At 53.5% G+C, this 13372-nt stretch carries 12 protein-coding genes; 6 read left to right on the forward strand and 6 right to left on the reverse strand.

Annotated features, from left to right (window positions below; all coding sequences use genetic code 11):
* Positions 1-42 precede the first annotated feature (42 nt).
* The 3 genes from A918_RS0118585 to A918_RS0118595 are packed head-to-tail and all read left to right on the forward strand — an operon-like array spanning position 43 to position 3175.
* On the forward strand, positions 43-1350 hold the full coding sequence (locus A918_RS0118585) for a Re/Si-specific NAD(P)(+) transhydrogenase subunit alpha (RefSeq protein ID WP_022712503.1): 1308 nt from the start codon (positions 43-45) through the stop codon (positions 1348-1350).
* Positions 1347-1763: an NAD(P) transhydrogenase subunit alpha gene (locus tag A918_RS0118590; RefSeq protein WP_022712504.1), complete on the forward strand. Its 417-nt coding sequence runs from the start codon at positions 1347-1349 to the stop codon at positions 1761-1763. The genes A918_RS0118585 and A918_RS0118590 overlap by 4 nt, the downstream gene beginning before the upstream one ends.
* Positions 1764-1774: 11 nt before the next feature.
* Positions 1775-3175: an NAD(P)(+) transhydrogenase (Re/Si-specific) subunit beta gene (locus A918_RS0118595; protein ID WP_022712505.1), complete on the forward strand. Its 1401-nt coding sequence runs from the start codon at positions 1775-1777 to the stop codon at positions 3173-3175.
* Between the two features lie 164 nt (positions 3176-3339).
* Here the strand turns inward: A918_RS0118595 and A918_RS0118600 are convergent, their stop codons facing one another.
* Entirely contained in the window at positions 3340-4659 is a 1320-nt protein-coding gene (locus A918_RS0118600; protein ID WP_022712506.1) for an NAD(P)H-dependent oxidoreductase, read from the reverse strand.
* Positions 4660-4790: 131 nt separating this feature from the next.
* Between A918_RS0118600 and A918_RS0118605 the strand changes: the two genes are divergently transcribed.
* A complete protein-coding gene (locus A918_RS0118605; RefSeq protein WP_028234005.1) occupies positions 4791-5459 on the forward strand; it encodes an HAD family phosphatase in 669 nt (222 codons plus the stop codon).
* Between the two features lie 31 nt (positions 5460-5490).
* Positions 5491-5961: a MaoC family dehydratase gene (locus A918_RS0118610; RefSeq protein ID WP_022712508.1), complete on the forward strand. Its 471-nt coding sequence runs from the start codon at positions 5491-5493 to the stop codon at positions 5959-5961.
* 134 nt (positions 5962-6095) lie between these two features.
* Here A918_RS0118610 and A918_RS21085 read toward each other — a convergent pair whose 3' ends face one another.
* The 5 genes from A918_RS21085 to A918_RS0118635 form a co-directional block, all read right to left on the reverse strand.
* Complete coding sequence (locus tag A918_RS21085; protein WP_033316270.1) at positions 6096-7262, reverse strand: hypothetical protein; 1167 nt, start codon at positions 7260-7262, stop codon at positions 6096-6098.
* A gap of 183 nt (positions 7263-7445) precedes the next feature.
* The gene (locus A918_RS0118620) at positions 7446-8003 is read right to left on the reverse strand and encodes a sarcosine oxidase subunit gamma (protein ID WP_022712510.1); all 558 of its coding nucleotides are present in this window, start codon (positions 8001-8003) and stop codon (positions 7446-7448) included.
* Entirely contained in the window at positions 7996-10989 is a 2994-nt protein-coding gene (locus A918_RS0118625; protein WP_022712511.1) for a sarcosine oxidase subunit alpha, read from the reverse strand. The genes A918_RS0118620 and A918_RS0118625 overlap by 8 nt, the downstream gene beginning before the upstream one ends.
* Entirely contained in the window at positions 10986-11312 is a 327-nt protein-coding gene (locus tag A918_RS0118630; protein ID WP_022712512.1) for a sarcosine oxidase subunit delta, read from the reverse strand. The genes A918_RS0118625 and A918_RS0118630 overlap by 4 nt, the downstream gene beginning before the upstream one ends.
* An 11-nt stretch (positions 11313-11323) precedes the next feature.
* Positions 11324-12577 (reverse strand): sarcosine oxidase subunit beta family protein, encoded by a 1254-nt coding sequence (locus A918_RS0118635; protein WP_022712513.1) that lies wholly within the window; start codon positions 12575-12577, stop codon positions 11324-11326.
* Between the two features lie 548 nt (positions 12578-13125).
* On the opposite strand from A918_RS0118635, the gene rpsU reads away from it, so the two are divergent.
* Positions 13126-13356 (forward strand): 30S ribosomal protein S21, encoded by a 231-nt coding sequence (gene rpsU / locus A918_RS0118640; protein ID WP_022712514.1) that lies wholly within the window; start codon positions 13126-13128, stop codon positions 13354-13356.
* Positions 13357-13372: the final 16 nt, after the last annotated feature.

A 13372-nucleotide genomic window follows, 5' to 3' on the forward strand; every position in this document is an offset into this window, starting at 1 on the left:
CGGATTTTGTGAGTTTTGGGGATAGGGAAAGTGAGGGCAGTTTTGTCTCAGGTAATATTCATTCCCGTTGAAACTGATCCGAGTGAAACACGGGTGGCGGCAACGCCGGAAACCGTGAAAAAGCTGATCGGTTACGGATTTAAGATAATCGTGGAAAGCGGTGCAGGTATTGCGTCGCGTATTACGGATCAGGCTTTTGCCGATGCCGGTGCGCAGATCGGTAAGACCGCCGATATTAAAACCGCGGATATTATTCTTAAACTTCGCCGTCCTTCATCCGCTGAACTGAAAAATTACAAAACCGGTGCCGTGCTGATCGCGATGCTTGATCCTTATGGCCATGAGGACAGTGTGGCGGCCATTGCGCAGGCAGGGCTGACTGCATTTACCATGGAATTTATGCCGCGCATTACCCGTGCGCAGGTGATGGATGTGCTGTCATCGCAGGCCAATCTTGCAGGCTATCAGGCGGTGATTGATGCCGCGGCGGAATATGGCCGTGCCATGCCGATGATGATGACCGCTGCCGGCACAGTACCAGCAGCCAAAGTTTTTGTGATGGGGGCAGGGGTTGCCGGTCTTCAGGCCATTGCGACTGCACGCCGTCTTGGTGCTGTGGTGACGGCGACTGATGTGCGTCCTGCTGCTAAGGAACAGGTGGCATCGCTCGGTGCTAAGTTTGTGGCCGTTGAGGACGAAGAGTTCAAAGCGGCCGAGACTGCCGGTGGCTATGCCAAAGAAATGTCGAAAGACTATCAGGCAAAGCAGGCAGCGTTGGTTGCTGATCACATTGCCAAGCAGGATATTGTGATTACCACAGCGCTGATTCCGGGGCGTGCTGCGCCACGTCTGGTGAGTGCTGAGATGGTTGCCAGCATGAAACCTGGCTCGGTGCTGATTGATCTGGCTGTTGAGCGTGGCGGCAATGTTGAAGGTGCGGTAGCGGGACAGGTTGTTGAAAAAGACGGCGTGAAAATTATCGGTCATATGAATACGGCCGGTCGCATCGCTGCGTCTGCGTCACAGCTTTATGCGCGCAATCTGTTCGCTTTCCTTGAAACGCTGGTCGACAAAGACACCAAACAGGTTGCAATCAATCTTGAAGATGAACTGGTGAAAGCAACGGTGCTGACCCATCAGGGCGCCATCGTGCATCCGGCTTTTGCTGATGCGAAAGCAACACCGGTTGCTGTTGATAATAAGGCTGAAGCCGCGCCTAAGCCTGCCGTGAAGAAGGCTCCGGTCAAAAAAGCTGCCCCGAAAAAACCGGCTGCTGCAAAACCATCAAGCAAAACGGGTGCAGGCAAGAAAACCGTAAATGAAGCCGGAAATAAGGGGGATGAGGCATGAGTGCGGATTCTTTGAAAGAGGCACTGGGTGGTCTCGACAAGGCGGTTGAAAACCTGCGTCAGGCTGCGGAAGGTCTGGGTAGTTCAGATTCAATCAGCAATGCTGTGCATGTTGCCAGCGGCGGGATGATTGATCCTTTTGTATTTCAGCTGGCGATTTTCGTTCTGTCGATTTTTGTCGGTTATTACGTTGTCTGGTCGGTAACACCTGCCTTGCATACGCCTTTGATGGCGGTGACCAATGCGATTTCTTCGGTGATCGTCGTCGGTGCGCTGCTGGCCGTCGGTCTTTCCCTTTCCGGCTGGGCAACCGGCTTCGGCTTTATCGCTTTGGTGCTGGCAAGTGTAAATATTTTCGGGGGCTTTCTGGTCACCCAGCGCATGCTCGCCATGTATAAGAAAAAAGACAAGTGAGGGGCTGAAACATGAGCGTTAATCTGGCAGCCTTTCTTTATCTCGTTTCCGGCGTGTTATTCATTCTGGCATTGCGCGGTCTTTCTCATCCGACAACCAGCCGTCAGGGTAATTTTTACGGTATGCTCGGTATGGGCATTGCCATTGTCACCACGCTGATTTTGGCGCAACCGTCTTTTGGCGGACTGGCACTGATTGTGCTTGGGCTGGCAATCGGTGGCGGTATCGGTGCGGTTGTTGCCAAGCGTATTGCTATGACAGCCATGCCGCAGCTGGTGGCATTCTTCCACTCGCTGGTTGGTCTTGCTGCGGTGATGGTGGCCGCTGCGGCTCTCTACTCACCGCATTCTTTCGGCATCGGTGAGGTGGGGTCAATCCACGCACAGGCATTGGTGGAAATGTCGCTTGGCGTGGCCATTGGTGCCATTACCTTTACGGGCTCGATCATTGCCTATCTCAAGCTGGATGGTCGTATGTCCGGCAAGCCAATCATGCTGCCGTCACGGCATATCATCAATGCGGCGCTGTTTATCGGCATAGTCGTTCTGGTGATCGTGCTGGCGATGACTGAAAGCCATCTGGTGTTCTGGGCGATTGTGCTGTTGTCCCTACTGTTCGGTGTGCTGATTATTATCCCGATCGGCGGCGCAGATATGCCGGTGGTTGTGTCAATGCTCAATTCCTATTCCGGCTGGGCAGCGGCAGGTATCGGCTTTACGCTGGGCAATCTGGCACTGATTATCACCGGTGCGCTGGTTGGTTCTTCCGGTGCGATCCTGTCCTATATCATGTGTAAGGGCATGAACCGCTCGTTCATTTCTGTGATCCTTGGCGGTTTCGGCGGCGACACATCTGCTGGCGGTGCGGCTGGCGAAGTTGAGCAGCGTCCGGTCAAACAAGGCTCGGCAGATGATGCGGCTTTCATCATGAAGAATGCCGCTAAAGTCATCATCGTACCGGGTTATGGCATGGCGGTGGCACAGGCACAGCATGCGCTGCGTGAAATGGCCGACAAGCTAAAGGAAGAGGGCGTTGAGGTCAAATATGCCATTCACCCGGTCGCGGGTCGTATGCCGGGACATATGAACGTGCTGCTGGCGGAAGCCAATGTGCCTTATGATGAGGTCTTCGAGCTGGAAGATATCAATTCGGAATTTGCGCAGGCCGATGTGGCTTTCGTGATCGGTGCGAATGACGTGACCAATCCGGCGGCGAAAACAGACCCGCAGTCACCGATTTTCGGTATGCCTATTCTTGATGTGGATAAGGCCGGAACGGTACTGTTCATCAAGCGCGGCATGGGTTCCGGCTATGCGGGCGTGGAGAATGAATTGTTCTTCCGTGACAACACCATGATGCTGTTTGCTGATGCAAAGAAGATGGTCGAAAATATCGTCAAAGCGCTGGATTAAACCGGTGCACTTCGGCAGATAAAAGAAAAGGCGGCTTTTGAGCCGCCTTTTTATTGTGATTTGAACAATGTTTAATGCTGACTTTCTTACGCTTTTTCGGGCAAAACACAGCCTGTCAGCAGGTTAGCGCGCTTTGCTGCATAAGAGATTCCGTTGCCCTTGGCTTATTGTCCGTAAACCAGCTTGTCCTGACGGGCACGCAGTTCCGCAAGGCGGGAACCGGCAGGCAGAGCCGCATTGTCATAGGTGATGAGTTCACCTTTTTTGATCGGCTTCAGTACTTTGGCGCCGGTCAGCATACCGCATGGTATGGCTTTGGCTGCGCGGGCTTCACCAGCGGTCATGATCCATGCGCGGTAGCAATATTCACCGATTGCATCGAGGGTTTCGCCGACTGCCATATCTTTCTTGGCAACGGCTGCAACTTCTGCGGTCGGTTTGCTCAGCGGTACCATATCGGCTTTGCCATAGAGCACTGCTCGGGCGCAGGTGAGGGGCACTTCCAGCGAGGTCAGGTGATACGGACGATGGAAGGTGAAATACGGGCCTTTACCCATTTTCAGGTCTTCCATACGCTCACTAATACGCGGATGGGACATGTCCGCAACCACGAATACACCCGGAGCTACGCCCTTGCCGATGGTGTAATCAACCACACCCACACGGGAGAGCACGCCGCCGTCTTTTTCAGGGATGAGCGTTGAGGAGAGCTGGTCGAGTGTGGCCGCAGGGCCGTGCATACCGGCTTTATCCGGCACCAGACCGGTGGCATTGGCGATAGCCGCCATTTCCACCATGGTTTTGGAACCGTCAACGAACTCCACCAGCAGGCGCACATTCATATTCCGGCGCGTGGCTTCCTCGATATAATTATCAGGGATCGCATCAATATTGAGCGGATTGTTTTTACCCTTACCGGCGGCAACAATCGGATGTCCCATCGCGGTCACAAATTCGATCAGTTCCATACAGGATGACGGTTCGTCACCGGCACCGAGCGAATAGACAACGCCAAGACGGTCGGCTTCGCTCTTAAGATAAGCGCCGATTGTCACATCAGCTTCAACATTCATCATTACGAGATGTTTGCCGTGCTCCATGGCACGCAGGCCGATTTCTGCACCAACAGCAGGAATGCCGGTTGCATCAATCACCACATCAATCAGGTCATTATTGAGAATGAGGTCTGCATTATCGGTAACAGCAATTTTATGGGCTTCGAGCGCGAGGCTCAGATCAGAGCCGGTGCCAACCTCGCGGGCATGGCCTTGTTCACCATAGGCGATCTCGGCGGCTTTGAGGGCGCGTTGCGGATTGGTTTCCGAAATCGCGCCGATCTCGATGCCGGGCATATGGGCGACACGGGTCACAATATCGGTGCCCATTTCTCCGCAGCCGATCAGGCCGATACGGATGGGTTTACCGGTATCGGCGCGGGCTTTCATATCACGAGCTAAGCCGGTGAGTGCGACATTGGTGGCCATGTTTGTTCTCCGGAGATAGTGTTTTGCGGGAGAATAACCCGCCTGATAATGACAGTTATAAAAGACTAGATTAAATATCAATTACTAAGGGGCTGCATCCGTGCGGCATGACAGAGCAGGAGTTCAAAGTGCTGGACAGTGTAACCAATAATAACTGGGATCTCGTGATTTTTGACTGTGACGGTGTGCTGGTCGACAGCGAACCGCTGGCTGCGCTGGCTTTCCATAATGTTTATGCCCGCCATAATATGCCGATTCCTGACGGTACGGTAGCCAAAGGCGTGGGAATGAAACAGGCGGATATTATTCGTCTGATCGGCGATCTGACCGGTCATTATCTGCCGGATGCAGCGCAGGATGATATCTGGCCAGAAACACATCGGGTGTTTTCTGAAGCCTTGCAGCCTTGTGACGGCATTGCCGGTGTGCTGGAGCGTCTGAAGACCCGCAGCTGCGTGGCCTCGTCTTCCTCGCCGCAGCGTATTGCTTTCAGTCTGGAAAAAACCGGTCTGATTAATGCGTTCGATGGCGCTTTATATTCATCCACAATGGTCAAACGCGGTAAGCCTGCGCCGGACCTGTTCCTGTTTGCCGCAGAGAAATTCGGTGCTGATCCGGCACGTTGTGTGGTGTTTGAAGACTCACCATTTGGTGTGGAAGGAGCGGTTGCCGCAGGCATGACAGCAATCGGTTATACCGGCGGCGGACATACTTATGCCGGACACACGGAAAAGCTTTTGGAAAAAGGTGCAAAAGCGGTTTATAGCAGCTGGAAAGAGATAGAGAATAACATTCTCTGAAAGTGCGAATCCATCATAAAGGTCTATAGCAATGAAAGATGCGATCACTCTGGATCAGCTGCGTGAAGCGATCGGCACAGAAATCGGCTGCTCCGAGTGGCGTGTGGTGACACAGGAAATGATCAACCAGTTTGCCGATGCAACGGATGATCATCAATATATCCATGTGGATCCGGTACGTGCTGCAGAAACACCTTTCGGCGGCACAATCGCCCATGGTTTCCTGACGCTTTCATTGCTCTCGACTTTGGCTTTTGAAGCCCTGCCGATGCTGCAGGGCGCAACCATGGGCATCAATTACGGTTTTGACAGTGTGCGTTTCATGTCGCCGGTCAAAACCGGAACCCGCGTCCGCGCCCGTTTCAAACTGGCTGATGCGGATATCCGTCCTTCCGGTCGCGTGGTCAATCATTATGACGTGACACTGGAAGTGGAAGGTATGGTCAAACCGGCTTTGACTGCACGGTGGTTGACCATTGCGGTTGTGCCACCTGCTGAGTGAAGTTTCCGGCCAGAACGGGCTGCAAATGGCGTTTTTCTACACTTCCGATACTCACGTACTTTAGTACGCTCCGTTTCGGTTCTCGAAGAACACCATTTTCGCCTCGTGCTGACCAGAAACGAGGCAGTGCCGTTTTAGTGTAATGTATCCAGCGGTGCAGGCTGATCGGGGTAATCGGTCAGCAGGGTTTTAAGCGCAAAAGGCCCGTGCAGGAACATGCCGATATCATAGGCGTTCTTCTTCTGGCTGCCGGAAATAAACAGCAAATGCATTTTGAAGAAATTACCCTTGGCCTGTTTGTAACGGACAGGGGCGTGAATATGTTTGAACCGGATATGCTGGATCAGCGGCGGATTATTGGTTTGAATTTTCAGAGCCTTGGCAGGTTCTGAATTGTAAAAATGGATGATATCCGTCAGCGCCTGAAATTCAGCCCAGAAAACCGGACTATCGTTCAGTAATACACTTACATCCTCGCGCAAGGCTTTAGCGCGCGGATGCAGAGCAATCATCAGCAAACAGGAGCCGGCAGCAAGCAAAGAGACCGGCTGTTTGCGCAGGAGTTCCGGCTCGCTGCGCCAGACTTCGGCCAAAGCTTCAATCGCCGGTACAGTGCCGAGACTATGCCCCATAATGATGACTTCATCAGCCTCACTGCTGCGCAGCTTTTCTGCCAGCATTTTTGCAAAAACCTGTTTGCGCTGGCGCAGACTGGTACTCTTGTCATAAATCCGGTCATAGGCCGCAGACCAGTCGTCGAGCAGATAGGAAATGAAAAGTTTTTCATCCAGCGCCCGTATCAGCCCGTAGCAAATTCCGAGAGCCAGCGGCAGCGACCAGAGCATGTGCAATGCGGAAAAGCCTGCCAGTACCGGTGCTGTTGTGATGCCGAGTGTTAAGGCCAGCATGGCCAGCACCATCAGAAACGGCCACATGAAAAACATGACAAACCGCCAGCTGGTGCGACCATAGCGCCATAAGGTGCCGGTGAAGAGAATATTCAGAAAAGCGCGGCTGCCGGTGAACAGACGGTGTGGCAGGGAGCGCGCTGCATATTCATCAAAAATATCTGCGGTGCCGAACTGGCAGAATTCGCTTTGCGTTTCCCAGTTCTCGCCTTTGGCTGTCACCTGCATGGTGCCGCTGCCGTGATCTGCATCGGCCATCGGAGACAGGCTGGTTTTTGTGCCCCACAGCTTGTCAAAATCGCTCATAATTTTGCGATGACGCACGCGCACTGCCTTAGGGTGCAGCCCTTCATAACCTGTGAAATTAATGATGAGACGTTTTTTAATGGTCATGAAAATGGTGCTTGTCAAAACAGAAGAGGGCAATACGGCGCAGAAGATGCTTTAGTGCGGTCTGCTGTAAATGAACAATCACATTAAAGCTATTATGCTTGCTCAAAATAAAAGTACCGCGCCTTTTAGAAGACGCGGTGCTTAAAGTGTAATTATGACAGTTTCAGGACGTTGAGGTTATCGTCAGACGGCTGCGTCCAGTGCACCTTCACTCAGCAGTCCGAAAACATAGGGCGCAAAGGAGCGCCAGCATTCCAGCCGGAATTCGGTTTCAGACAGGCGCCACAGCACAATCTCGGCCTTGCCGAAAATCGTGCGTGTTGCTGCACCAACCGGAAAAACAGTCAAAGACAGATCCTGCGGACAGCCTGCATTGATTGTTGTCTCTGCGCCTTCGCCGGAAATGAGAATGCCGATATTGCGATGGGATACATCGGTTGCGGCATGCAAGGTTTCAACGCCTTGCAAATCCGCAAAAGGTGATTGTCCGCCGGTGTCAATCACCAGCCATTCGTCAGGACCAAGCCACAATGCCGAGCGTTTGCCCTTGGTGGCGCTGTGCTTTGGCTTTTGCGGCAGAGTGACGCCAAGGGCTTTGGACAGCGCTGTAACATCATTAGCGCGGGCGCGGAGTGAAATACGCTCCGCCGGTTCTGCCGGAATGATCTGTACCGAACCGTTTCCGGCGCGGTTGTTGCCCAGAACTGTGATGCGCTGTGCGCTTGCTTCGGAGTTAGACATGCAGGCGCTCTCCCTTTTCGTCAATAAAGACGGGGCCGGTTACTTCAACTTCAATCACACGATCCAGCATCGGCACGAACAGGGTCTTGCCGTGCAGGTTAAATCCATCATGCACCACAGCCATGGCAATGGAACGGCCGAGATTGGACGACCAGTAGGAAGAGGTGACGTGACCGAGCATTTTCATCGGTTTCGGCTGGTTCGGATCGGCAACGATCTGCGCACCTTCTTCCAGCACTGTATTCGGATTTTTGGTCAGCAGGCCGACCAGTTGTTTGCGGCCTTCCGCCACCAGATCGGGACGGCGCATACCACGGATACCGACAAAGTCGGTTTTCTTCTTGGAAACAGCCCAGCCGACCGCTGCATCATGCGGGGTCAGAGTACCGTCTGTATCCTGACCGACAATGATATAGCCTTTTTCAGCACGCAAGATGTGCATGGTTTCTGTACCGTAGAGGCAGGCGCCCATGGCTTTCGCACGTTCCCAGACGGCTTCCAGCACAGACTGACCGTAATCGGCAGGGACGTTGATTTCAAAGCCCAGTTCACCGGTAAAGGACATACGGAACAGACGGGTCGGTACACCGCAGAATTTACCTTCCGCCACACTCATGTGCGGGAAGGCTTCGTTGGAAATATCAATACCTTCAACAAATGGCGCAATAATCTCGCGGGCTTTCGGCCCCTGAACGGCAATCACTGCCCATTGTTCCGTTGTGGAGGTCAGCCAGACATTGAGATGCGGGAACTCGGTTTGGAGATAATCTTCCATATGATTGAGAACACGCGGTGCGCCACCGGTTGTGGTGGTGACGTGGAAACGGTCATGCGCCATGCGACCGACCACACCATCATCCATCACGAAACCGTCTTCACCGGTCATGATACCGTAGCGGCAGCGACCCGGTTTCAGCGTATCCCATGCGTTTGTGTACATCAGATTGAGAAACTCAGCGGCATCAGGGCCGACAACTTCAATTTTACCCAAGGTGGAAGCATCGAAAATACCAGCGACTTCGCGAACAGTTTTACATTCGCGGGACACCGCATCATGCATGGTTTCACCGGCCTGCGGATAATACCATGCGCGTTTCCAGTTGCCGACATCCTCATAAACCGCGCCGTTCTGAGCCTCAAAATGATGCAGCGCAGTCTGACGCGCCGGATCAAACAGATGATCGCGGGACGAGTTGATGAGTGTGCCGAACGTCACCGGTGTATAAGGCTGGCGGAAAGTGGTGAGTCCGACCTGCGGGATCGGCTTGTTGAGCGCTTCCGAGGCAATCGCCAGCCCGTGCATATTGGACATTTTACCCTGATCGGATGCCATACCATTGGTGGTGAAGCGTTTGATATGCTCGATAGAGTGCATACCTTCACGCACGGCATTACGGATATCCTTGGCGCAGACATCATGCTGGAAGTCGATAAACGCCTTCACATTGCTGTCAGGGCCTGCACCGGCTGTGGTGCCGACCATGCCGCCGCTCCAGCTATAGGCTGTTGTTGCGCTGACAGTGGTGGTTGCTGATGCCTTGCCGCCGGTTGCAACACCGGCAGATGTGCCTGCTGCAACGGCTTCATCAATTGCTGCCTGCAGATCGTCGGTGCCGTTACAGGTGCCGACGCAGATGCAGTCCTGCGCGTAAACATCCGGCAGAAAGCGCTGTTTGGCATCGTCAAAGCGCAGCTTGCCGCGTGATTGTGAGAACAGGTGCACCGATGGTGTCCAACCGGAGGAGGTGATCAGCGCATCAATTGTGTATTTGCGGCCTGACTTCGCGCCATTGGTGGCAACGGTCATGGATTTGACCCGCAGCTTGCCGCCGACAGTCAGCACACAATGATTGGTCAAAACCGGAATATTCAAACGGCGGGCTTCCGCCAGCACAGCTTCACCCGGATGGGCGCGTGCATCGACAATCACCGGAATATCAATGCCTGTATTTTTCAGATCAAAGGCGGCTTCATAGGCGCTGTCATGAGCAGTGAAAACACCGACATGCGAGCCGACAGCCACGCCGAAATGATTGAGATAGGTGCGGGCAGCCGAAGCCAGCATCACACCCGGACGGTCATTATTGGCGAACACCATATGACGTTCAATAGAACCGTTGGCGAGAATGACGCGCTTGGCACGCACCTGCCACAGACGCTCACGCGCGGTGTTCTTCTCAGGCAAGGCAACATGGTCTGTAACCCGTTCTGCCAGAGCCACAAAATTATGGTTATAGTAACCGAAAGCCGTGGTGCGGGTGAGAACACGCACATTCGGCATGGCATTCAGCTCAGCCGCAGTGATTTGCGCCCATGCAAAGCCATCCTGACCATTGATCTTGGTGCCGTTCTCATGGTGCAGGGCACCGCCGACTTCCGACTGTTCGTCGCAGAGGATAACTTTGGCACCGGTGCGTGCGGCAGCAAGCGCAGCACTTAAACCTGCTACGCCTGCACCGACAACCAGCACATCACAATGCTCATAGCGGCCTGCATAACGGTCAGGGTCAGGTTCGGTTGGTGTAACGCCCAGACCTGCGGCGCGGCGGATGATCGGCTCATAGACCTTCTCCCACGCCTTTCTCGGCCACATGAAAGTCTTGTAATAGAAGCCTGCGCCGAAGAAAGGCGAAAACAGATCATTCACTGCGCCGATATCGAAAGACAAAGACGGCCAGCGGTTCTGCGATTCCGAATGCATGCCGTCGAAAACTTCCTGCACGGTTGCCCGCACGTTCGGTTGGCGATGGGCTTTGTCGCGGGAAATATCCAGTAATGCATTCGGCTCTTCCGGCCCTGCGGACAGAAAACCGCGCGGACGATGATATTTGAACGAACGTCCGATCAGGTGAATATCATGGGCAAGCAGAGCCGAGGCGACAGTATCACCTGCCAATGCTGTATAAGTCTTGCCGTCAAAGGTGAAACGGGCGGTTTTCGCCGGGGTCAGACGGCCTTTGCCAGGTATGCGTTTTGAGCCGCTCATTTACCACTCTCCTTGGCCGCAACACTTTTCGTCTGTACGATTTGGCTCAGATCCGGTTTCGGCTCTCCGGCTTTATAGGTGAGCAGGAACTTGTCGCTCACAGTGTCGCGTGCCGCATTGAAGAAGCGGCCGCAGCCGTGAATATGCCGCCAGCGTTCAAAAATTACGCCTTTGGGATTGTCGCGCCAATAGAGAAACTCAACGAATTCCTCGTCCGAAAGTTCGGTTATATTGGTCGGGCGGGCAATATGAGCATCATGAGCGCTGCGGAATTCCAGCTCCGAGCGGTCTTCGCCGCAATAAGGGCAATGGATCAAAAGCATGATAATTATCCTTAGTGGGCTACGGCTGCAGCTGCAGCTTCGTCGATCAGACGACCGGTGCGGAAACGATCAAGCGTAAAGCCTGCGGCCAGCGGATGCGGTTCGCCACGGGCGATCAGATGGGCGAACAGATGGGCGGAACCCGGTGTCGCTTTGAAACCGCCGGTGCCCCAGCCTGCATTGACGAACAAGTTCGGCACAGGGGTTTTGCTCTGGATCGGTGCACGATCAACAGTGTTGTCAGTCACACCGCCCCATTGGCGCATCATTTTCACGCGGCGGAACATCGGGAACAATTCACAGATTGCATCCAGCGTATGGGTGATGATCTGCAAGCCGCCTGTCTGCGAATAGGAATTATACTGGTCGGTACCGGCGCCGATAACAAACTCGCCTTTGTCCGACTGGGAAATATAGGCGTGAACCGCATTGGACATGACGACGCATGGCACAATCGGCTTCATCGGTTCAGAAACCAGTGCCTGCAACGGGGAGCTTTGCAACGGTACGCGTACATCAGCCATATTCATGATGACGGAGGAGTGACCGGAAGCGGAAACACCGATTTTTTTGGCGCCGATAAAGCCGCGATTGGTCTCAACACCGCTGACACTGCCGTCCGCATTGCGGCGAATACCGAGCACTTCACAATTCTGGATGATGTGGACGCCACGGTCAGAAGCTGCACGGGCATAACCCCATGCAACCGCATCGTGACGGGCAACACCACCGCGGCGCTGCAAGGCTGCACCATTGATCGGATAGCGGGAATTTTGTGAAATATTCAGCGGCGGACAATAGGCTTTGGCCTGTTCCGGTGTCAGCCATTCATTGTCGATGCCATAGAGGCGGTTGGCATTGATGTGACGGCTGAAGGATTGCTTGTCATGAATATTATGCGACAGCATCAGCACGCCGCGTGGCGAGAACATCACATTGTAGTTGAGATCCTGCGACAGACCTTCCCACATCTTGAGCGAATGCTCATAGATATTCATGCTCTCTTCATAGAGATAGTTGGAGCGGATGATAGTGGTGTTACGGCCGGTGTTGCCGCCGCCGATCCAGCCTTTTTCCAGCACTGCAATATTGGTGATGCCGTGTTCTTTGGCCAGATAATAGGCGGCACCCAGACCGTGACCGCCGCCGCCGACAATAATCACATCATAGCTGGCACGCGGTTCCGGTGAAGCCCATTGCGGCTCCCAGCCTTTGTTGCCGCGCAGTGCTTCTCGGGCAACTGCAAATACTGAAAATTTACGCATAATGTCCCCTTATCTGGGCGCGGAAGATTTTTTCCGCCTGTTGGTTTAAAGTTAAACCATATGCCGACCCCGACTTTGCCATTTTGCGACGGGTTTTGGCGTATCATGCGGTTTTTGTTTGCTGAAAAGCTTCCGTATTGCGACGGGGTATCAGCGCGAAGGACTCACTTCATTCCGCATGAAAATTAGCGGAAAAAGCGACAGAGAATCTCTGTGAAATATGGGGTAAATTTTGCATTTGCAGATCAAAACCAATGCAATCTCCGCAAAGAAAAATGCAAATAAAACGTGATTTTTACGGTTAAAACTGTAATAATGAGGTTGATAAGGCCTGATCGGGCGCTGTGTTACGGATTCTGTGTGGACAATCGCGCCGGATACTGTTAAACGGCACTCGAATTTGCATCGGAAGGCCGTTGCGAAGTCTTAAGATTTCTCAGCCATAAGACGGCTCCTTTACCGGAACTGCCAGACTGTTTTTTCTTCGGGGCTCACCGGTGCCTTCAGGCTAAACTGAAAAATCTAACCGAAACGGAACGGGATTACACGTGCAGGTACTCGTACGCGATAATAATGTTGATCAGGCTCTCCGCGCTCTTAAGAAAAAGATGCAGCGTGAAGGTATTTTCCGCGAAATGAAAATGCGCGGTCATTATGAAAAGCCATCTGAAAAGCGCGCCCGCGAAAAGGCTGAAGCCGTTCGCCGTGCACGCAAGCTGGCTCGTAAGCGCGCACAGCGTGAAGGTCTGGTAGGCGGCGGCCGCGTAGCGGCTCGTTAAGTAACAAGTCGCGTAG

Origin of the sequence: Pseudochrobactrum sp. AO18b (assembly GCF_000409565.1) — a bacterium.
Classification (GTDB): Bacteria; Pseudomonadota; Alphaproteobacteria; order Rhizobiales; family Rhizobiaceae; genus Pseudochrobactrum; species Pseudochrobactrum saccharolyticum.